At 61.0% G+C, this 18938-nt stretch carries 17 protein-coding genes; 11 read left to right on the forward strand and 6 right to left on the reverse strand.

The features are described 5' to 3' along the window. Positions 1–269: 269 nt before the first annotated feature. On the reverse strand, positions 270–938 hold the full coding sequence (locus tag BH93_RS19590; RefSeq protein ID WP_242459020.1) for a GntR family transcriptional regulator: 669 nt from the start codon (positions 936–938) through the stop codon (positions 270–272). 155 nt (positions 939–1093) lie between these two features. Between BH93_RS19590 and BH93_RS19595 the strand changes: the two genes are divergently transcribed. Together BH93_RS19595 and BH93_RS19600 are read left to right on the forward strand one after the other, a co-directional pair. Beyond that, positions 1094–2014 carry an amidohydrolase family protein gene (locus BH93_RS19595; protein ID WP_037176215.1) on the forward strand — a complete coding sequence of 307 codons (921 nt, stop codon included), beginning with the start codon at positions 1094–1096 and terminating at the stop codon, positions 2012–2014. Between the two features lie 36 nt (positions 2015–2050). Beyond that, the gene (locus BH93_RS19600; RefSeq protein ID WP_037176214.1) at positions 2051–3412 is read left to right on the forward strand and encodes an MFS transporter; all 1362 of its coding nucleotides are present in this window, start codon (positions 2051–2053) and stop codon (positions 3410–3412) included. 137 nt (positions 3413–3549) lie between these two features. On the opposite strand, the gene BH93_RS28300 is transcribed toward BH93_RS19600, so the two are convergent. Then, positions 3550–3801, reverse strand: coding sequence for a helix-turn-helix domain-containing protein (locus BH93_RS28300; RefSeq protein ID WP_037176212.1), 252 nt, complete (start codon positions 3799–3801; stop codon positions 3550–3552). Between the two features lie 136 nt (positions 3802–3937). On the opposite strand from BH93_RS28300, the gene BH93_RS19610 reads away from it, so the two are divergent. Next, positions 3938–4108 carry an aldehyde dehydrogenase family protein gene (locus tag BH93_RS19610; protein ID WP_155291106.1) on the forward strand — a complete coding sequence of 57 codons (171 nt, stop codon included), beginning with the start codon at positions 3938–3940 and terminating at the stop codon, positions 4106–4108. Between the two features lie 45 nt (positions 4109–4153). Here BH93_RS19610 and BH93_RS19615 read toward each other — a convergent pair whose 3' ends face one another. The 4 genes from BH93_RS19615 to BH93_RS19630 all read right to left on the reverse strand — a co-directional run bounded on the left by BH93_RS19615 (position 4154) and on the right by BH93_RS19630 (position 8950). Continuing rightward, positions 4154–5215 carry a DUF3500 domain-containing protein gene (locus BH93_RS19615; RefSeq protein WP_080739186.1) on the reverse strand — a complete coding sequence of 354 codons (1062 nt, stop codon included), beginning with the start codon at positions 5213–5215 and terminating at the stop codon, positions 4154–4156. 65 nt (positions 5216–5280) lie between these two features. Beyond that, on the reverse strand, positions 5281–6687 hold the full coding sequence (locus tag BH93_RS19620; RefSeq protein WP_080739185.1) for a HupE/UreJ family protein: 1407 nt from the start codon (positions 6685–6687) through the stop codon (positions 5281–5283). Further along, entirely contained in the window at positions 6645–7769 is a 1125-nt protein-coding gene (locus BH93_RS19625; protein WP_052065775.1) for a DUF3500 domain-containing protein, read from the reverse strand. Before BH93_RS19625 ends, BH93_RS19620 begins: the two co-directional genes overlap by 43 nt. Positions 7770–7852: 83 nt before the next feature. After that, the gene (locus BH93_RS19630; RefSeq protein ID WP_037176208.1) at positions 7853–8950 is read right to left on the reverse strand and encodes a tartrate dehydrogenase; all 1098 of its coding nucleotides are present in this window, start codon (positions 8948–8950) and stop codon (positions 7853–7855) included. Between the two features lie 135 nt (positions 8951–9085). Between BH93_RS19630 and BH93_RS19635 the strand changes: the two genes are divergently transcribed. The 8 genes from BH93_RS19635 to BH93_RS28305 all read left to right on the forward strand — a co-directional run bounded on the left by BH93_RS19635 (position 9086) and on the right by BH93_RS28305 (position 18833). Further along, positions 9086–9991 carry a LysR family transcriptional regulator gene (locus BH93_RS19635; protein ID WP_037176986.1) on the forward strand — a complete coding sequence of 302 codons (906 nt, stop codon included), beginning with the start codon at positions 9086–9088 and terminating at the stop codon, positions 9989–9991. 305 nt (positions 9992–10296) lie between these two features. Then, positions 10297–11283: an alpha/beta hydrolase-fold protein gene (locus tag BH93_RS19640; protein WP_037176206.1), complete on the forward strand. Its 987-nt coding sequence runs from the start codon at positions 10297–10299 to the stop codon at positions 11281–11283. A 1026-nt stretch (positions 11284–12309) separates the two neighbouring features. After that, the gene (locus BH93_RS19645; protein ID WP_155291070.1) at positions 12310–13779 is read left to right on the forward strand and encodes a four-carbon acid sugar kinase family protein; all 1470 of its coding nucleotides are present in this window, start codon (positions 12310–12312) and stop codon (positions 13777–13779) included. A gap of 91 nt (positions 13780–13870) precedes the next feature. Continuing rightward, a complete protein-coding gene (locus BH93_RS19650) occupies positions 13871–15292 on the forward strand; it encodes an MFS transporter (protein WP_052065594.1) in 1422 nt (473 codons plus the stop codon). Between the two features lie 62 nt (positions 15293–15354). Next, positions 15355–16176, forward strand: a complete 822-nt coding sequence (locus BH93_RS19655; RefSeq protein ID WP_037176204.1) for a hydroxypyruvate isomerase family protein — start codon at positions 15355–15357, stop codon at positions 16174–16176. Next, positions 16176–16940: an enoyl-CoA hydratase/isomerase family protein gene (locus BH93_RS19660; protein ID WP_037176202.1), complete on the forward strand. Its 765-nt coding sequence runs from the start codon at positions 16176–16178 to the stop codon at positions 16938–16940. Before BH93_RS19655 ends, BH93_RS19660 begins: the two co-directional genes overlap by 1 nt. A gap of 34 nt (positions 16941–16974) precedes the next feature. Next, on the forward strand, positions 16975–18093 hold the full coding sequence (locus BH93_RS19665) for a citrate synthase 2 (RefSeq protein ID WP_037176200.1): 1119 nt from the start codon (positions 16975–16977) through the stop codon (positions 18091–18093). After that, complete coding sequence (locus BH93_RS28305) at positions 18075–18833, forward strand: WhiB family transcriptional regulator (RefSeq protein ID WP_197914430.1); 759 nt, start codon at positions 18075–18077, stop codon at positions 18831–18833. Before BH93_RS19665 ends, BH93_RS28305 begins: the two co-directional genes overlap by 19 nt. The last annotated feature ends 105 nt before the right edge of the window (positions 18834–18938 follow it).

An 18938-nucleotide genomic window follows, 5' to 3' on the forward strand; every position in this document is an offset into this window, starting at 1 on the left:
CCTAACGACGAAGTTCCGGACGCGGACGCGCCCGCTGCTCCACCAGTAATCCACATCACCTTCGTGATTGTCAACAATTTTGGACACAGAAAGATTGACCAGACTGTTGACGAAACCGGTGCGGTGTGGTTAACGTAAGTCCCCATCAGGTGACGTGAGTCACCACCAGCCCTTCATCCCTGGGAGCCCCGATGAACTCGTACGAAGACCTTTGTTCGCCGTCGGTCTCGAGTTCCCTACGTGTCGCCCCGGTGAAAGATGAGCCGGGTCTACCGCGTTGCGGCAACCTCGCGGAGCGCAGTGATCACACTCCGCAAATGTGCGCGCATGGCAGCCTCGGCTGCATCGGAGTCGCGGGCGCAGACGGCATCGATGATGGCGACATGCTCGGGCAGCGACACCGACATACGTCCAGGATGCATCGCCAGCTTGAACTGATGTCGGACGAGTTGCCCGCGCAGCCGCTCCAAAATCTCGTCCGCGGATCGCTGGGCGCTGATCTCGCGAATACGTCTGTGCAGCAACTGATTCTGACGGGAGTATCCGAAGACGTCGCCTGCTGCGGCGGATTCGGTGATCGCTCGGCGAAGATCGGTGAACTCGGCAATTCCTGCGTCGGTGACATTGCGTGCAGCCCGGGCGGCACACAGTCCTTCGACGACCATGCGGACCTCGGTGATCTCGACCGCCTCGTCGAGGGAGACCGACCGCACCCGCGCACCCCGATTGGCGACACGTTCGATCAAGCCTTGAGCGCCGAGTTCTTGCAAAGCAGCGCGCACAGCGCTCCGACTGGCATGGAACTGTGTGCACAGATCAGCTTCGACCATGCGTTGGTTGGGCGCGAAGTCACCACCGAGAATCGCCTGCCGAATCCCATCGGTCACCACAGTGTGATCGGTGATCAGTTCCTTCGATCCCTGTTCCGTCATCGACATCGAGCCACCTTCAACATTGTCACCAAAATTGTTGCGTAAATCGTAACTCAAGTAATGGATTCTTTGCCGACTTTCGACCGAACCGACAGCCGCCGTGGGATTGCTCGCCCCGATAAACGAGAAGAACACCCAACTTGTCGAGACTGGAGAACCGCATGACCACACCTGCCGTCAAAAGCCCAGGATGGCTCGACTGGTATCCCGACCCGAGCACACCGCGCTTCGCGATGCCAACCGGGGCCGTGGACGCTCACTGCCATGTCTTCGGTCCGTCCGATCAGTTCCCGTTCGCCGACGAACGCAAGTACACACCGTGCGACGCAAGCAAAGACCAACTGTTTGCCCTCCGCGACCATCTCGGAGCCACCCGCAACGTCATCGTCCAAGCAACGTGCCACGGAGCTGACAACACCGCCATGCTCGACGCCGTCGAAGCTTCCAGCGGTACGGCCCGCGGCATCGCCACGGTCCGCCCCAACGTCACCGACACCGAACTGCGCACACTGCACGACGCGGGCGTCCGAGGGGTCCGCTTCAACTTCCTCAAACGGCTGGTCGACACCGCCCCCGACGCCGATTTGCTCACGATCGCGAAACGAATCGAGCCTCTGGGCTGGCACATCGTCATCTACTTCGAAGGCCCGGACCTCGTGGACCTCGAAGGATTTTTCGACACACTCCCGGTCCCGATCGTGATCGACCACATGGGCCGACCCGACGTCACATCACCCGTCGACGGTCCGGAGTTCGATCGATTCCTTCGGTTCGTCGAACGCAACGACGCATGGGTGAAAGTCAGCTGCCCAGAACGACTCACCGCCACCGGACCGGCCGCACTCAACGGTGAACGCAACTCCTACCTCGACGTAGTTCCCTTCGAGCGAAAAGTCGTCGACGAGTTCCCGGACTCGGTTCTCTGGGGAAGCGACTGGCCCCACCCGAATCTAACCGACCACATGCCCGACGACGGTCTGATTGTCGACCGCATTCCACTCTTCGCACCCACGTCCGAGATCCAACACAAACTCCTCGTCGCCAACCCCACGCGGCTGTACTGGCCGAACGAGAACGCCTGATCGCCGCTCCGACCACCCCAAGAATTGAGTAACACGATGCAACACTCCAACGCGGCGAACCGACTCGATCGTATGCCGGTGTCCAAATTCCACAAGATCACCTTGATCGCCATCTCGTTTGCGTACTTCTTCGAATTCGCAGACCTCAACACCTTCGCCACCACAGTCCCCAAGCTCATCTCGGTCTGGGGCGTAAACGTCAATCAGATTGCCTACGTCACTTCGCTGTCGTTCGTGGGGATGTTCTTCGGTTCCATGATCGGCGGCTACATCGCTGACAGGCTCGGACGCAAGAAGGCGCTGTTCGCAACCACCATCTGGTTCGCGACGTTCTCCTTCCTCTCGGTGTTCACCTGGGACATCTACTCACTCGGACTGCTGCGAATTCTCACGTCAGCAGGACTGTCGGCCATGACGGTCGCCGCGGTCATCTACGTCAACGAGATATTTCCGAGCGCGATTCGCGGCAAGTACCAGGCCTACGCGATTGCCATCGGTATCTGCGGAACTCCGGTCACCAACCTCATCGCCAGCGCGGTGGTGCCGGCCAGTGATTGGTCGTGGCGACTGGTCTATCTCTGGGGTGCATGCGGAATCTTCTTCTTGATCTTCGCCCGCAGGCTGAAGGAGTCCCCACGCTGGTACGAGAGCAAGGGCGAGTACGACAAAGCCAACGAAATCCTGAAAGAGATCGAAGACAGCATCGTTGCCGAGTCGGGTCCGCTGCCCGAGCCGAAGGCCGAGGTGATCGAGACAGCGTCGCAGACCAAAGCACCTCTGAAGATGTTGTTGCAGAAGCGATACCTGTTTCCAACCGTTCTACTGTCGGTCATGTGGATCACTCAGACAATCGGATTCTTCGGATACTCGAGTTGGGCACCGACCCTCCTCGCAAACGAAGGCTTCAGCGTCGAAGATTCGATCTTCTACGTAGCACTCACCACGGTCGGTGCACCACTGGGATCACTGCTAGCCGCCCAGATTACCGATCGATTCGAACGCAAGTGGTGCCTGGCGATCTTCGGTGCCGTGATTGCCGTCTGCGGCCTTCTCTACGGCCTCACCTTCAACCCGATCATGATCGTCACCTTCGGATTCCTCGTGAACTTCTTCGAACGTGGCTACACAGCAGTTGCTTACGCCTACTCCCCTGAAGTCTTCGACACCCGCGCACGATCCTTGGGCACAGGCGTCTCCTACGGCCTCGGCCGCCTGTCGAATGCCATCGGACCACTGATCATCGTCGCGCTCTACAACGGCCAGGGCTACCAAAGCGTCTTCTACTTCATCGCGGGTATGTGGCTGTTCGGCTCCATCACTCTCGCCATCTTCGGGCCGAAAACCCGACAAGCTCGCCTCGCAGCAAGCGCACCCACCACACAGCCCGCCACCCCTTGATCAGAAGCTGACCCGCACAAGCGAATACGACGAAATAGCCCCGGAACCTGACTTGTCAGGTTCCGGGGCTATTTGCTATCGAACGGACTACCGAACCAGCTGATCGAAAACCAGCATGTTGCCACGCGTCGACGCCGTTAAACGCTGTCGACCGCGATGATCGACGCTGCAAGCCCCCGACCGCTTCGCAGGTTCAGACCGGACAACTTCTTCCATCTGTCGGTTCGATAGGACGCTGTGTTGGGGTGGACATGAAGCAACTGCGCACTCTTGCTGATCGAGAAACCCGTGTCCGAGGAGGACTTACCGTATCCGCCAGATCCGGGTGCTCGCGGGCCACGAGCGCGGGCTGGGCGAGTATCGGTGCCAGCCGTTCCCTGTCCGAACACAAGCCGATCCTGGGCCGCGACCCCACTGAGAGGCTGAACTTTACAACCGATACGCCCCTGAACCCGACCTACCGAGTTCCGGGACTGTCTGTTGTCCGGCGCTGTCGAGTTCTCGACTTACCCGCTGCTCATCGACATGGATGTTTTACCGGGTGCAGCGCTGACCACACATCCCGAAGACGACGATGTCGCGTTCACCGGATCCACAACCGACCAGGCCATCGCTTCTGCTGCCGGAGGATCCCTGAAGAGCATTTCGCTCGAGCTATGCGGTTTCAGCGACGAATTCGTATGTCGCACGTTCTGACACGATTCCAGCTCTGCGCATTCATCCTGCGTCTGATGCCGGGGTTCACTCGGTGCCGCCGTAATCGGCGACCTTGTCACGCCAGACGGAGTGCGGGTGCGCCCCGTCGAGCGATGCGCCCGCTTGAAGCACGAATTCGATCCACACCGACGGCCCGTCGATTCGGACGTAGTCACTGACCTGGTCGACGCCCGCGGTGCCGGAGAACGCCACGTAGGTGTTGTCCAGTTCCGCGGTGTACTTGGCCAGAATCGTAGCGGCGTCGGCGTCGTCGATGTCGCTGACGTAGGTGTTCATCGCTGCGACGACGAGTGCCTTCTGCTCCGGGGAGAGTGATGAGACCGGTACCCCGGTCTGGGTCGCGGGGAACTGACCGTCCTTCTGTGGGCCGACCAGAATGTCGGTGTAGACCTCGTCCTGTTTAGCTGCCGCCTGCTGCTCCGGAGTCAGCGATCCCACGAGGTTCGCGAAGGCGACTCGTTCCTGCTCCATCGGCATGTTCGAGCGGTCGTTCTCGTCGAAGCTGTAGCCGGGCTCGACACCGCGGAACGACGGTGTCGCTCCGACGAGCACTCCATCGGTGTAGGTGTTGGCGAACGCCGTGTGGTGTCCGCCGTAGTACAGCTCCCAGGTGCCGGAGTCGGACGGTGTGCCGAGGAAGGCGAAGTGGAAGTTGCCCGAACCGAATCCGCCGTCCTGCCCGGTGGCGTTCGCCGCGAGGTAGTCGTCGGCATTCAGGATCTGCTGAATCTCGTCGTAGCCTTCGTTGTCGGCCGTGCCCGACGCTTCCTTCAGAATGTCCATCACGAGCGCGAGCTGCTCTGGGGAGAACTCACTCAGTGTCGGGCCGACGCGATCGCGGTATCCCTGGGGCGGAAAGTTGCTCCACTTCTCGGCAGTGTCCAGCGAATAGTCGAGGACCATCGACGACGCGAGATCGGCGTCCGCACTTGCGATGAGCTCGTTGGAAAGGCAGGTGATCTTCGAGTAGCCCGACTCCGCATCGCAATCGGAGGATGACGTCGCCGCGGACTCGGATGCGGCCGACTCGGTAGAGGGGGTGTCGTCCTGGGTGGACGAGCAGCCGACGAGCGCTGCTCCGGTCATCAGGAATATTCCTGCAGCCGAGGCTGCTCGCGTGCGGCCCGATCGCGTTGGACAGGGAATGCGCATCATGTGCTCCTCAGTAGTGAATCATGTTGTATGGAAATGGGTTTCGGGTATCCGGTCGGCCGAGAGCGATACAGCATGAATGCGGCAATCGCGGCTGCGAGCCACAGGGCCGCGACCACGTAGACGGAGACGTCGACGAGGCTGTCTGCCGCAGTGGCGACGGCATTCGGAACGCCCACGCGGTCCAACACCCATCCGACGGCCGCAGTGCCTGCCAGCGCAGCCGCGACGATTCTCAGCGGGCCGTAGACACGTGTGCGGGCCAGGACCATCAGCGGCGGCAGGACCACCGCCACTACGGCAAGCTGCATCAGTTCGATACCGATGTTGAAGCCGAACAAACTGGTAGCGAGTTGGCTGCCGGTCAGATCGTGCTCGGTCAGCGTGGTAGAGAACGCGAGGCCATGGACCAGCCCGAACAGGCCGGCTATCAACGCTTCTCGGCCAGGGAAGGTCGGTCTGATGGCATGGAGAGCTGCGATGAGAATGCTGACGGCGATGAGCACCTCGATGGGTTGCTGCGGAACAGGGAATCCGATCGAACCCAACGTGAGGGTGACGGAATGGCCGAGTGTGAACGCGAGGGTTATCGCTGCTATCCGGCGCACTGCCGTTGTCGGTCGTGCAGCCCCGGCCCACCGCCGACCGGCTACGAGCAGCGGGGCTGGAAGCAGCAGTGTCAGCAGAAACAGTTGGTGATCGGTGCCTTCCCGGATGTGCGATATACCGAGCGAGACCATGCTGGTGAAGCCCTGCCACATACTGCCGTCGTCGAGTCGCACGGTGAGTGGAGTGATCTCACCGGTGACGGTATCCAGGCCAACGGTACCGATCTCGTGAACGGAATCGATGGTGCCGGTGGACCAATCGGATCGAACGGTCACCAGGACGACATGGGTGATGACCCGATGTATCACGGCGTCGTAGCCGAGATCGAACGTTCGCTCGTCGGCACCTGCGGGTGGGGTGAGGTGTGCCGTCGTGGTCACGGTGTCGTAGACACCGGTTCCGACGTTTTCTGCGGAATCGATGGTGAGGTCGTCGAGAGTGACCGCCCACGGTTGTCCGTCGACCGATGTCGGTCGGAAATGGGAACCGAGATAGCTCGAGAATTCGGCGGAGTGGGCGTCGACTTGATCCTGAGTCGCCGAATCGAGATCGATCCCGCTTGCGGCTTCGAGATCGCTGAGCGGAATGGTCAGTTCGGCGTCGATCTCACCCGAGTGCACGTCCAGTTCGACTGTCGTAGTGGGAAGGACGTGCGCCGAGGCGGTGCTGCCGATCAGCCATACCCCGATCGCGGACACGATGACGGCGAGCCCGGCGATCGACCTGCGGAATCGTGGGACTTCTCGGGCCGAGATCATGCCTGCGTGCCGCCGTAGTCGGTGGTGCGGTCGCGCCATACCGAGTGTGGGTGGTTGCCGGACAATACGATTCCGTGCTGCATGGAGAACTCGATCCAGACCGACGGGCCGTCGATACGTACGTAGTCGTCTTGCTCGGTCACTGCTGTGCTGCCAGAATACGACACATACGTCACGTCGAGTTCGCTTTCGTACTTCGCGAGGATCGTCGCGGCGTCCGCATCGTCGATGTCGTCGACGTAGGTGGCGATCGCAGCCATTACTAGTTGCTTCTGTTCCGCAGTGAGCGTGGAAGCCTGTACGCCCTCCTTGGCGGTCGGGAAGGCCCAGTCCTTGCCCGGCGTCAGCAGTATGTCGGAGTAGACGGAGTCGAGCTTCGCGGCGGCCAACTCCTCGGTCGACATCCCGGCGAGCATCGCCGCGAACGAGGCCTGCTCGTTCTCCAGCGGCGCGAAGGTGGCGCCGTTCTCCTCGTACGTGCCGTACGGTTCGACCCCGCGGAACGACGGGGTCGCCCCTGCCAACGCGCCGTCGGTATACGTGTTGGCGAAGGCGAGGTGATGCCCGCCGAACTGAAGCTCCCAGGTGCCGGAGTCGGACGGTGTGCCGAGGAAGGCGATGTAGTAGTTCCCGGAGCCGTAGTCTGTCCCCCCGCCGTTGGCTGCGAGGTAGTCGTCGGCGTTCAGCAGCTGCTGGATCTCGTCGTATCCGTCGCCCGCCGCCGAACCGGTGACGGCCTGAAGGAGGGTGTCGAGCGCTGCGAGTTGGGTGTCGTCCAGCTCGCTGAGCTGCAACCCGATCCGACCCTGGCCTCCACGCAGGAGTGCCTGAGGCAGGTTGGACCACTTCTCGGCGTTCTCCAGCGAGTACTCCTGCTGTAGCGACGTCTTCTGCTCGTCGGTCAGTGTCGCGGCGAATGCGTCGGCGGCGGCAACTACCGAGCCCGTCTCGGCCGAGGTCGACGTAGAAACAGTGGTGGTGGTAGCGGCAACGCTCGTCGCTGCCGCGGTGGAATCGCCGTCCGTGCCGCATGCAACGAGGGAAAGACCGAGGAATGCCGTCATCGATGACGCGACGAGCAACTTCCTGGCACGTGTGTAGCGGTAGGTGTGTGTACGCATGGGAGAACAGTAGAAAGATAGTGTCCTTCTGTTCTGTACCGCAGCTGTGAATTCACTGTGAGCGGCGTCGAGTAGAAGTCCGATCACGTGCGCGAAATCGATGACGCACGCACGAGTTCGTCCCGGACGGCATCACCGAGCGAGGCAGTGGTTCCGTTTCCGCCCAGGTCGGCCGTGAGTGCTGATTTGTCTTTTGCAAGAACAGTCTCGACCGCATGGAGGACAGCGGCTCCAGCCTGGGCTTCTCCAAGGTGCTCGAGCATCATTGCCGCACTCCAGATCTGACCCATGGGGTTAGCGATTCCCAATCCGGCGATGTCCGGCGCGGAGCCGTGCACCGGCTCGAACAGGCTGGGGAATGTGCGCTCCGGATTGATGTTGCCGCTCGGAGCGATACCGATGGTTCCGGTGCAAGCCGGCCCGAGGTCGGACAAGATGTCGCCGAACAGATTGCTACCGACTACTACGTCGAACCAATCCGGATGGAGAACAAAATTCGCAGCGAGAATATCGATGTGATATTTGTCCACGCGGACGTCGCTGTATCGGGTTGCCATCGCCTCGACTCGACTGTCCCAGTACGGCATCGAGATGGAGATACCGTTGCTTTTGGTGGCCGATGTGAGGTGCTTCTTCGGCCGGGTTTCCGCTAGATCGAACGCATACTTCAGGATCCGGTCGACTCCCGTGCGCGTCATCACCGTTTCCTGTAGGACGGTTTCGCGGTCGGTTCCCTCGAACATCATTCCACCGACCGAGGAGTATTCACCCTCGGTGTTCTCCCGTACGACATAGAAGTCGATGTCACCGGGCAGCCGACCGGCTAGCGGACTGTCCACCCCGGGCAGGAGCTTGACCGGACGAAGGTTCACATACTGATCGAAGTGACGGCGGAACTGAAGCAAGCTACCCCACAACGACACGTGATCCGGTACGACCTCGGGCCAACCCACGGCTCCGAAGAAGATCGAATCGAACGACCGCAACTCCTCGAACCAGCCTTTCGGCAGCATCTCACCCGTGTCGAGATAGTAATCGGCGCTGGCGTAGTCGAACTGTTCGAGGTCGATAGTGAAGTCGAATGCAGACGCAGCTGCATCGAGCACCTTGAGCCCCTCCACCATCACTTCCTTGCCGATTCCGTCACCGGGTATGGCGGCGATGCGATGGGTGACTCCCATGGGGTGCTCCGATCTCGGCCTCGAACGACCGATTGTCATGACGTGACTGTCTCGATAAGCGTAGGAGGCAATATGATGGATCGAAAGACCCATGTGAGCAACGCAGTCTTGCCGAAATCGACAAAAGGTCATCCGATGCGAGTCCACGAGATCGACGACATCGGTTTTTTCGATGTCGTCTCGAGGTCGAACAGTCTCACCGCGGTAGGCCGAGAGCTGGGGGTCTCCGTTTCGGCTATCAGCAAGCGGTTAGCGCGGCTGGAAGGGCGACTGGGAGTACGTCTGGTCACGCGAAGCACTCGCCGATTGACGCTGACCCCGGAGGGCGAGCGCTACGCGGCCGGCGCTGCGGCCATCGCGGCCGAGGTGGTAGAACTCGAGGAGTCCGTCACCGGCAACTACGCCGAATTACGCGGACGACTTCGGGTTCATTCGTCGGTCGGTCTGGGTCGGGCGCACATAGCCCCCGTGATGGCGGAGTTCGTTGCCGACAACCCTGGCGTGCATGTCGATCTGGAATTGTCCGCCAAGCCGCTGAACGTCGCCGAGACACCGTTCGACATCGGTATTCGAGTGGGAAACCTGCAGGATTCACGATTGACGGCCAAACGACTGTGCCAGAACCGGCGCGTGGTGTGCGCGTCACCGAGTTACCTCGCCGCGCATGGAGCACCACGGGTGCTGCGGGATCTCGACGACCACAATTGCATTGTTTTACGACAAGATGAAGGCGATTACGCGTTGTGGCGCTTCGGTTTCGGCGATGACGACACCGCGGTTCGGGTATCTGGGAACATGATCAGCAACGACGGCGATGTCGCAACCCAGTGGTGCGTCGACGGCCGGGGACTACTGATGCGGTCGCTGTGGCACGTCACCCCACTCCTGCAGGCTGGAGCACTGGTACAGGTGCTAGATGACATCGACACCCCGGCAGCCGACGTTCACGCACTCTTCTCATCTGGCCCGGGGGTTCCGCGCAGAGTACGCGCCGCCGTCGACTACCTGCGTGCTCGAATAGCCGACCGAGTCGAATCTTGATGAGTGGTAAGACCTTTCGGGACCCCGGACGGATGTGGCGGGTTCGGTAGACGCTTCGAGACACACCACTGCGACGGAGACGAGCAACTGTGCGGTGTGAACAACGACGCGACCTGGGCTGCTGCGACAACACTCTCGAGATCGCCGAGGCCCCTCCGTGTCCAGACTGCAGAGCTACCCCTCGCGGGGAGCGTGGAGACTGCGGCCCCAGCATCAGTGGACAGAGCTCGAACCGCGTCGATTCACAGCAACCACCCAGCCGACTGACAGCTAGTCGACGCCCCGAAGGTTCTACAGTCCTCGGTATGACTCCTACACGAATCGGCCGGCGAGCGTTCCTCGGCGGCACCATCGGAGTACTTGCTGCAGCCGGGTTGACGGCATGCACCGGTACCAGTTCACAGGCCACTGCTACGACGTCTGCTGCCGATACCTCTACTTCGGCGGCTGCCGACGCTGCCACCGTTCCCAGCATCGACGAACTCGTTGCCGCCGTCACCTCATCGTTCACGCAGGCGTCGTACACCGACACCGAGACTGGACTTGTACTGCCGTACAACATCTTTCTCCCAGAGGGGTACGACACCGGAACCAAATACCCACTCGTGCACTACATCGCGGACTCGAGCTTGGTCGGGCAGGACGTCACCGCTCCGTTGTCCCAATACGGTGCCTTGATTTGGGCGAGCGAGACCGAACAGGCGAAGCACCCGAGCATCGTCGTTGTACCCGAATACCCCGAAGTGATTCTCGACGACCACGACAGTTTCACCACCACCGACTACGTCGAACTGACAGCGCGGTTCGTTAATTTTCTACGCACCGAGTACAGCGTCGACACCAACCGTGTCTACGGCACCGGTCAGTCGATGGGTTGCATGACAACTATGTACCTCACCGCCAAGTATCCCGATCTCTTTGCCGCCGAGATGCTCGTGTCGGGGCAGTGGGACATCACTACACTGCAGAACCTGACGGAGGCAACATTCGTGTACACCGCCGCAGGCGGCGACGCCAATGCAACGGGCGGCCAAACCGAGGTAGAAAACATGCTCAGCACCGCGGGCGTACCGTTCCAGACCGCGACGTGGGACGCGACGTGGGAGCCTGCGAAGCTCGATTCCTCTGCCCAGGCACTCTTGTCGGCCGGTGACTCGGCCAACTTCGCCACCTTCGCCACCGGGACGGTTTTGACCGCGAACCCCGTGTCGAACATGGAACACATGGCTTCCTTCGAACCTGCCTACAAAATAACCGCACTGCGTGACTGGTTGTTCGCACAACAGGCGTGAGACAGACGACGCATACGCGCCAAGATCTATGACGCCTCCGAACCGTTGTGTGACAGCGCCTTTCGTCTTCTCGAGACTCTCCTCATCTCGACGGTCGAAACGAGGTCGGTTCGGCGGGCTGGCAGTCTTGCACGGGGACAACGCTGCCCACCAATCTTGAAGATGCGCTGTCGGTTCACCGCGACGACACGGTGAACTGCAGTCTCGCCGACAAGCGCAGTCACTCTGAGCTGACATCGCGTCGATCGACGGCAGCGCTAGCCATCCGCTCGGCCGCCGCGTGCCCGCTCGACCAGACGGATCGCAAACAAGTTTGCGCAGATGATTCCGAATCGACGCCCACACCAGGGCTCAGCTCGTACCAAGATGCGTCAGCCGTGTGTCAGCCAGACCGCGACAATAGGCCTTATCGCAGCGCTGAGACCTGCCTCGAGCTGCACATGTCTGCCGATAAGCGATCAACCGAGCTCCTGCCGGTCAGCGGATCTTGAATCCGCTGCGCCACTTGTCTATTCAAAACGAACGAAGTTCACGAAGGCCACGACACCCGTCGAAACTCGTTGCTTCTTCTGAAATTCGGATCCATATGGACTCCAATGCCTCCAGTCGGACTCGACCCGACACTTGACGTATTTAAAGTCCTCAGAAGTGGATTCACCTGAAGTATGAAGGACTCACATTTGATTCCTTGCAGGACTTTTCGTGCATTAACAGTCAACACTGTCAGGGACGAATCTAGCTGCTTGTAACACCCTTGCGTCACCGAGCCGCCTCCGATCCACCGGTACCGAACAGTCGCGGTCGGCCACGGACAACCACGGCACCGAATGGACGCAGAGCGTCAGCGTGCAGCGCTTCTATCGGACGGCACGGAGGCCGGTTCCCAATTCACCACTTCGCACCGAGCGGCACTCCAGACCGCACCGGAAACCCGTCAACGACCCACATCTGCCGGCCAGTGTGTCCGATGGTCGATAGCCGTCGGTGTCGACAAAGCAGTCCGACCCATGCCGTACGAGTCATATAATGACTTATCGACACTATTATATGAAAAGAGGCGTCATGTTCCATCCCTCTATCGGTTTCGCGGCCGCAGTGATGTCTGCGCCCGACCCGCACCAGCGCTACACCCCTACGTCCGTTTCGGAACTGCGTGACCCGGCCGAGATCGTGGTGGTCATCGATGATGATCCCACCGGTAGTCAATCCGTACGGGGTGTCCCGCTCTTGACGAGTTGGTCGCCGGATGATCTACGGTGGGCGTTCGACCAGGGCTGTCCCGGCGTATATGTTCTCACCAACTCGCGCAGCCTGACGGAGAACGATGCTGTTCGCGTCACTGCCGACGTGGTTCGCGCGGCAACCCGGGCGGCGGAAGTCAGCGGACGCCGACCGGTGTTCGTGAGCCGATCCGATTCGACGCTGCGTGGACACTTTCCGGCTGAGACCGACGTGATCATCGAGTCTGCGAGGGCGGACGTTTCAGGGGTCGTGCTCGTTCCGGCATTTCCCGCCGCAGGGCGATTGACGCTGCACGGGATTCATTACGTGGAGCGGGCCGGCGAGCTGATTCCTGTTTCCGCTACCGAGTTCGCGCGGGATGCGACATTCGGCTTCGAGTCGTCATATCTCCCGGACTATGTTCACGAAAAGACCTCGGGCGCCACCGCCGCCGATGACGTGCTCGTGATCGACATCGGTACGGTCCGGGCCGGTGTCGAGGCAATCGCGGAGCGCCTTGGCAGCGCGCGAGGTGCTGTCCCGATCGTGGTAGACGTTCTCGACGAGCACGATCTGATTGTGATCGCTCTCGGATTTCAGCAGGCAGAGTCGCGCGGCCAGCGTTTCGTCTATCGAGTGGGGCCCGCCTTCGTGCGCGCCCGGCTGGGTCAGGACACACCCGCAACTGTGCAGCCGAGCGATTTTGCCTTCACCGCAGAGACCGCTGCCCACGGCTTGGTTGTGGTGGGTTCGCACACAAAATTGACGACCGCACAGCTTGCAGAACTGCACGATCGTTACGCCGAGGCGGTCGTCGTAGAGATTCCGGTCGAAGCTGTATCCGATGCTGCGGAAGCGGACAGAATCGAGCGTGAGTGCATCCAGAGGGTCGTCGAGGCTCTCCCCCACGCGCACGTCATCGTGCAGACCAGTCGCAACCTGGTTCGGTTTCACGATCCCGAGGCGAGCCTTGCCCTTTCTCGACGGGTGTCCCAGGTCGTGGTGAACATCGTGGCGGGTGTGCTGGCAGCCCTGCCGCCGAAGTTCGTGGTCGCCAAAGGCGGTATCACTTCCCATGATGTTGCAGCACGGGGCCTGTCGATATCCCGGGCGATGATCGTCGGGCCGATGCTGCCCGGTTTGGTGTCTCTACTCCGTCCGGTGGGTGGTCCGGCAGAGGGGATCCCTTACGTGGTGTTTCCCGGCAATGTCGGCGGCGAAGGAGATCTGCTGTCGGTCGTCTGCGCTCTGGCCGGACACGCAGTCGCGAGTTGAGTCTTGTCAATCTCAGCAACAAGGCTTACGTTGTTTGAGTCACAATGTGCATTTCAAAGTTCATTATGTGACATTCATCGAGGAGGTCACAATGGATCAGTCCCGATCAGGGTCTCAACAGGTCGACAAGCAGACTGTGCGCAGGGTTGTGTCATCGAGTTTCATCGGCACGACACTCGAGTACTACGAGTTCTTCATCTACGCCGCGGCGTCCGCGCTCGTATTCAACAAGATATTTTTCCCGAGCTTCTCGCCGGTCGTCGGCGTGCTGGCCTCGTTCGCAACGTTCGCGGTCGGATTCGTGGCACGGCCTATCGGATCCATCGTGCTCGGCTCGATGGGCGACCGCTTGGGCCGAAAGAGGGCGCTGGTGCTGTCGATGGTGTTGATGGGGGTATCTACAGTCGCCATCGGCCTGCTCCCCTCGTACGGCACAATCGGTTTCCTCGCACCGCTGCTGCTGGTGCTGTTCCGGCTCGTCCAGGGCTTCGCACTGGGCGGGGAATGGGGAGGAGCAGCATTGATGCTCGTAGAGAACGCCAGACCCGAGCGCCGGTTCTCGATGGGCAGCGTGGTGAACATGGGCACTCCTGGCGGACTGATCCTTTCCACCGCCGTCATTTCCGCAACAGTCTCCTTCACCGGCGACAATTTCGAGACATGGGGTTGGCGCGTACCGTTCCTACTCAGCGCCGTCTTGGTGCTCGCCGCCTACTACATTCGCAGCAAACTCGAGGAAACCCCTGAATTCCGGCAGTCCCTGTCCGAAGTAAAAAGACCGGTTCGAGTTCCCATCCGCGCCGTGCTGCGCCGCGGCTGGCGTCAGGTGCTGCAGATCTTTTTGATCTGTGGCGCGGCCAACGCGGTCTACTTCATCGTCGCTACCTACACACTGTCCTACGCGACCAGCGAGCTCGGAATACCCCGTCAAGAAGTGTTGTACGCGCAGCTTGCTGCAGCATTCGTCTATGTCGTTGCGATTCCCGCGTACGGGCGACTCGCAGACAAGATCGGACCCGCCAAAGTCGTCGCCATCGGGTGCGGACTGTCTGCATTGTTCGCGTTCTTCTACTTCCCGTTGATCTCCACCGGGAATCTGTTCTTGATCTTTATCGGGATGACGTTCGGACTGAGCGCTGTGCACGCAGCTATCCAGGCTCCGCAGGCGGGCATGTTCACCGACAAGTTCCCTGTCCGAGTTCGCTATTCGGGTGTTGCGTTCAGCCAGGCCCTCCCCACTGCGATAGTAGGTGGAACATCACCGTTCATCGCTACTGCGCTCTTTTCCGCGACCGGCAGCACAACCCCGATCGCCGCCTACATGGCAACGTTCGCAGTGATCGGATTTGTCACCGCCCTGACGTGGAATCGCACCGAGGGCAAGAAGACGATGGTCGTCGAGGATGACAGTGCCACCGGCCGTCCCGAAGCCGCCGACCCCGCCGAGGGATCGTCGCTACCTCGTCCCGCCGCCGAGACGTTGCCCAATTCCGATCCCGCGACGAGCAGCTGACGGTTGCAGTGATCCGCGCCGTACGCGCGACCGCGTAAATCTTTGACAAGAAAGAGAATTCGATGACGCCCTTACCTGTTAGGACGACAGCCAATCTCACCCTGCTCTTTCCCGAGGTCGACTTTCTCCACCGGCCGCGCGCTGCCAAAGAGGCAGGTTTCGACCGCGTCGAATGTTGGTGGCCATTCGGGGCGAAACCGCGCCCCACCGCCTCCGAGGTCAACGAATTCGTCTCGGCGATCGACGATGCCGGCGTCAAGCTGGTGCACATGAATCTGTTCGGTGGCGACATGGCAGCTGGCGAACGCGGGGTCCTATCCCACCCCGAACGCCGAGATGATTTCGCGGACAGCCTCGAACCGGTCCGTACGATCGCGCGTGATCTCGGTACGAAGTTGTTCAATGTGCCGTACGGCCACAGCCGGTCCGATCTGAATTCAGACGACGCCTTCACCGTCGCCGAACAGAATCTGCGCGCCGCGCACGAAGCGCTGAAAGAGTTCGATGCCGTGGTGCTTCTGGAAGCTGTCAGCGGTATGCCGCAGTATCCGATCAAGACCAGCGACGACGCCATCGCCTTATTGGACCGACTACGTGCCCGTGACGCAGGACCGACGGGCTACTTGTTCGACCAATTCCATCTGGTCCGAAACGGCGAAGACGTGTTCGACAGTGTTCGGCGGGTCGCGCCCTACATTGCGCATGTGCAAGTTGCGGACACGCCTGACCGCCACGAACCGGGTAGTGGGGACTTCGACTTCACGGGCTGGCTGAAACTGCTGAACGACGTCGGGTACGTCGGGGACATCGCACTCGAATTCAATCCGGCGGGGAACACTCTCGATGCGCTCTCCGCGATCCGCAGGAGCGGAGTGTTCCACTGATGAGCTCCGGTGTGACGGGCACTCGGATCGGCAGTGTCTTGGAGATCGTTGTCTCGCGACCTCACGAACGAAATGCTCTGAGGCCGAACACGCTCGCAGCACTGGGGAAGGTACTGAACGACGCAGAAGCCGATGCTTCGGTGAGCGGTGTGATTCTTCGGGCGTCCGGCGAGACTTTTTTGTACGGCGGAATCTTCACCGACGAAACCAGCGATGACAGTGAACCTCTTCACGTGTCGGCGATCTACAAGCCCGCTATCGGATCCGTATTCGAGGCATGGCGACGGCGAACATTCCCTGTCATCGCGGTAGTAAATGGGCCAGCGCTGGCATTCGGATGCGCTCTGGCTCTGACCGCCGATGTGACCATTGCATCACCCGCCGCGACATTCACCTTGCCCGAACTCGACAACGGCCTCGTCCCGGTCTATGCCATCGCGTTGATGGCCACTCGCTACGACATGAATGCCATCCGAGACCTTGTATTGACACGGCACTCGTTGAGCGCCGTCGACGCCGCCACCCGCGGGATGGTCAACGAACTTGCGGCAAGCACAACCGTCGCGGAAACTATTGTCGACGCGCATGTGCACCTATGGAATCGATTGGGCCGCAACGTTACCAAGCAAGCCATGCAGACTTTCGAGGCACTCGACCGGGCGGACCTCCTAGATTCTCGTCGGATTGCCGACGAGGGACTCGAATTGCTCTTCGACCGATTCAGGTCGAAGCAATCGACACAGGACTACCTGGAACGGTTCTGATTTGCAGGCTTCTTCAACGAAAGAGTGAACAGCAATGTCCGTAATGGATCTACCGCAGGATTTCATCAGTGGATTAGAAGGCGTCGTGGCATTCACCACCGACATCGCCGAACCGGACAAAGACGGCGGCGCATTGCGATACCGCGGAGTGGACATCGAAGATCTTGTGTCCAAGCACGTCACCTTCGGCAACGTCTGGGCGCTTCTCGTCGACGGCCGCTTCGGACCAGGACTACCGCCGGCCGAGCCTTTCCCGCTACCGATCCACACCGGCGACGTCCGCGTCGACGTTCAAGCGGGCCTGGCCATGCTCGCACCCATCTGGGGCTACCAGCCACTGCTCGACATCGACGACACCACCGCCCGCGACAACCTCGCCTGCGCGTCGGTGATGGCCCTGTCCTACGTCGCCCAGTCCGCGCGCGGCATCTACCAGCCCGCGGTGCCGCAGAAGAAGATCGACCAGTGCGAAACCGTCACCGCGCGGTTCATGACGCGATGGAAAGGTGACCCGGACCCCGCGCATACCGAGGCCATCGACGCCTACTGGGTCTCCGCCGCGGAACACGGCCTGAATGCGTCGACGTTCACCGCCCGCGTCATCGCCTCCACCGGAGCCGACGTCGCAGCATCCCTGTCCGGGGCCATCGGCGCAATGTCCGGGCCGCTGCACGGCGGCGCACCGGCCCGCGTGCTGCCGATGATCGAAGAGGTCGAGAAGTCCGACGATGCCCGCGGACTCGTCAAGGGAATCCTCGACCGCAAAGAAAAGCTCATGGGCTTCGGCCATCGCGTCTACCGCGCGGAAGACCCACGCGCACGGGTGCTCCGTGCAACCGCCAAGCGCTTGAACGCACCGCGCTACGAAGTAGCAGCCGCTCTCGAGCAGGCAGCACTCGCGGAACTGCGCGAGCGTCGCCCCGACCGTCCCATCGAAACCAACGTAGAATTCTGGGCCGCCGTCATCCTCGACTTCGCTGAAGTTCCCGCCCAGATGATGCCCGCCATGTTCACCTGCGGCCGCACCGCCGGCTGGTGCGCGCACATCCTCGAGCAAAAGCGCCTCGGCAAACTCGTCCGCCCCGCCGCCATCTACACCGGACCGTCCCCGCGTACCCCCGAATCGGTCGATGGGTGGGGCCGCACGGCCTGACCCGCACTCGAACAGGCAGGGCAGCGTTAAGCAACAACAAACTTGCCCCGAGCTTCCAGATCCGACCGTCGAAAATTGGCAATGGCCTCTCTCCGCGCGGTGCCGGTCCATGCCGTCGAGCTTGCCCCCCCGGACCGGAGCACGGGGTAGTTCTGACGAACCGCGACGCCGCCGCAGCGGCGGTTTGTCGGCAGTGCCCGGTAGTCGCTCAATGTCGGCAGGACGCCCTTGCTGCACGTGAGCGCTACGGGTACCTGGGGAGGTCCCACCCCCGCCGAACGCAAACGACTCACCCACAGGATTACGTCGCACGCTCCTGTAGCTGGTGGCGCCGGGCATTCACGGTACAGGACGCCCGATTCGGGCACAGACTGCTCCTTTCGTGCACGCCTTCTCGTGCGAGCGGTGCGGTGCTTCGCCTGTTTTACGCGCCATTGCGGACGTCACCTTCAGCCGTCGTCATTCGTCCGCCCCGACTTCGATTCGTGACTTCGACCGGCGACGTCGAGTGTGGTGTGGACCCACGAACCGGGCGTTCACCGGGCTGGGCCGGCATCCGACTTCTTGATTCACCAGCCGTGTCACTAGTTTCCCGCCCATGCCGCAGTCCCTCGGCCCTTGAGGAACTAATACGTTGTCTCACAACTTTTTTCGGCGCAGTACTTAACTATCCCCGTAGGGTCGACGCGTTCGAGAATCGAAGACAGCAACGGGCACATCTCAGCTGTTGCCGGATCTGAAGATGCGGCTGATCAGGCCATCCCCGATGCCCGGTTTCCTTGCGATCGACAACACAACGTGATCATATAGTGACAAGGAACACCTAATTTTGTTTACATTGTGAA

The sequence above is a fragment of the Rhodococcoides fascians A25f genome (genome assembly GCF_000760935.2).
Lineage (GTDB): Bacteria > Actinomycetota > Actinomycetes > Mycobacteriales > Mycobacteriaceae > Rhodococcoides.

Bases quoted from the DNA above. Each gene is read 5' to 3' on its own strand.
- BH93_RS19590 (WP_242459020.1), bottom strand. From the start codon at position 938: ATGTCGATGACGGAACAGGGATCGAAGGAACTGATCACCGATCACACT.
- BH93_RS19595 (WP_037176215.1), top strand. From the start codon at position 1,094: ATGACCACACCTGCCGTCAAAAGCCCAGGATGGCTCGACTGGTATCCC.
- BH93_RS19600 (WP_037176214.1), top strand. From the start codon at position 2,051: ATGCAACACTCCAACGCGGCGAACCGACTCGATCGTATGCCGGTGTCC.
- BH93_RS19610 (WP_155291106.1), top strand. From the start codon at position 3,938: ATGGATGTTTTACCGGGTGCAGCGCTGACCACACATCCCGAAGACGAC.
- BH93_RS19615 (WP_080739186.1), bottom strand. From the start codon at position 5,215: ATGACCGGAGCAGCGCTCGTCGGCTGCTCGTCCACCCAGGACGACACC.
- BH93_RS19620 (WP_080739185.1), bottom strand. From the start codon at position 6,687: ATGGCGCGACCGCACCACCGACTACGGCGGCACGCAGGCATGATCTCG.
- BH93_RS19625 (WP_052065775.1), bottom strand. From the start codon at position 7,769: ATGCGTACACACACCTACCGCTACACACGTGCCAGGAAGTTGCTCGTC.
- BH93_RS19630 (WP_037176208.1), bottom strand. From the start codon at position 8,950: ATGGGAGTCACCCATCGCATCGCCGCCATACCCGGTGACGGAATCGGC.
- BH93_RS19635 (WP_037176986.1), top strand. From the start codon at position 9,086: ATGCGAGTCCACGAGATCGACGACATCGGTTTTTTCGATGTCGTCTCG.
- BH93_RS19640 (WP_037176206.1), top strand. From the start codon at position 10,297: ATGACTCCTACACGAATCGGCCGGCGAGCGTTCCTCGGCGGCACCATC.
- BH93_RS19645 (WP_155291070.1), top strand. From the start codon at position 12,310: ATGACTTATCGACACTATTATATGAAAAGAGGCGTCATGTTCCATCCC.
- BH93_RS19650 (WP_052065594.1), top strand. From the start codon at position 13,871: ATGGATCAGTCCCGATCAGGGTCTCAACAGGTCGACAAGCAGACTGTG.
- BH93_RS19655 (WP_037176204.1), top strand. From the start codon at position 15,355: ATGACGCCCTTACCTGTTAGGACGACAGCCAATCTCACCCTGCTCTTT.
- BH93_RS19660 (WP_037176202.1), top strand. From the start codon at position 16,176: ATGAGCTCCGGTGTGACGGGCACTCGGATCGGCAGTGTCTTGGAGATC.
- BH93_RS19665 (WP_037176200.1), top strand. From the start codon at position 16,975: ATGTCCGTAATGGATCTACCGCAGGATTTCATCAGTGGATTAGAAGGC.